The 1,695-nt window shown below is 51.7% G+C and carries 1 rRNA gene; it reads left to right on the forward strand.

Annotation, left to right across the window (positions count from 1 at the left end):
* Positions 1-66 precede the first annotated feature (66 nt).
* A 16S ribosomal RNA gene (locus HMPREF2961_RS00510) occupies positions 67-1,627 on the forward strand.
* Positions 1,628-1,695 lie beyond the last annotated feature (68 nt).

The raw sequence follows: 1,695 nt of genomic DNA on the forward strand, positions 1-1,695 counted from the left end.
TTTTTAACAAGCAAGCAATATGCTAGCAAACAAATTGAGCTTAACAATCGCAAGATTGTTCGAACTTTTTATGAGAGTTTGATCCTGGCTCAGGACGAACGCTGGCGGCGTGCCTAATACATGCAAGTCGTACGCTTCTTTTTCCACCGGAGCTTGCTCCACCGGAAAAAGAGGAGTGGCGAACGGGTGAGTAACACGTGGGTAACCTGCCCATCAGAAGGGGATAACACTTGGAAACAGGTGCTAATACCGTATAACAATCGAAACCGCATGGTTTTGATTTGAAAGGCGCTTTCGGGTGTCGCTGATGGATGGACCCGCGGTGCATTAGCTAGTTGGTGAGGTAACGGCTCACCAAGGCCACGATGCATAGCCGACCTGAGAGGGTGATCGGCCACATTGGGACTGAGACACGGCCCAAACTCCTACGGGAGGCAGCAGTAGGGAATCTTCGGCAATGGACGAAAGTCTGACCGAGCAACGCCGCGTGAGTGAAGAAGGTTTTCGGATCGTAAAACTCTGTTGTTAGAGAAGAATAAGGATGAGAGTAACTGTTCATCCCTTGACGGTATCTAACCAGAAAGCCACGGCTAACTACGTGCCAGCAGCCGCGGTAATACGTAGGTGGCAAGCGTTGTCCGGATTTATTGGGCGTAAAGCGAGCGCAGGCGGTTTCTTAAGTCTGATGTGAAAGCCCCCGGCTCAACCGGGGAGGGTCATTGGAAACTGGGAGACTTGAGTGCAGAAGAGGAGAGTGGAATTCCATGTGTAGCGGTGAAATGCGTAGATATATGGAGGAACACCAGTGGCGAAGGCGGCTCTCTGGTCTGTAACTGACGCTGAGGCTCGAAAGCGTGGGGAGCAAACAGGATTAGATACCCTGGTAGTCCACGCCGTAAACGATGAGTGCTAAGTGTTGGAGGGTTTCCGCCCTTCAGTGCTGCAGCTAACGCATTAAGCACTCCGCCTGGGGAGTACGACCGCAAGGTTGAAACTCAAAGGAATTGACGGGGGCCCGCACAAGCGGTGGAGCATGTGGTTTAATTCGAAGCAACGCGAAGAACCTTACCAGGTCTTGACATCCTTTGACCACTCTAGAGATAGAGCTTCCCCTTCGGGGGCAAAGTGACAGGTGGTGCATGGTTGTCGTCAGCTCGTGTCGTGAGATGTTGGGTTAAGTCCCGCAACGAGCGCAACCCTTATTGTTAGTTGCCATCATTCAGTTGGGCACTCTAGCAAGACTGCCGGTGACAAACCGGAGGAAGGTGGGGATGACGTCAAATCATCATGCCCCTTATGACCTGGGCTACACACGTGCTACAATGGGAAGTACAACGAGTTGCGAAGTCGCGAGGCTAAGCTAATCTCTTAAAGCTTCTCTCAGTTCGGATTGCAGGCTGCAACTCGCCTGCATGAAGCCGGAATCGCTAGTAATCGCGGATCAGCACGCCGCGGTGAATACGTTCCCGGGCCTTGTACACACCGCCCGTCACACCACGAGAGTTTGTAACACCCGAAGTCGGTGAGGTAACCTTTTTGGAGCCAGCCGCCTAAGGTGGGATAGATGATTGGGGTGAAGTCGTAACAAGGTAGCCGTATCGGAAGGTGCGGCTGGATCACCTCCTTTCTAAGGAATATTACGGAGACTACACAATTTGTTTTTACTTTGTTCAGTTTTGAGAGGTTTACTCTCAA

Source organism: Enterococcus sp. HMSC076E04, assembly GCF_001814285.1.
In the GTDB taxonomy this organism is placed as follows: Bacteria; Bacillota; Bacilli; order Lactobacillales; family Enterococcaceae; genus Enterococcus_B; species Enterococcus_B lactis.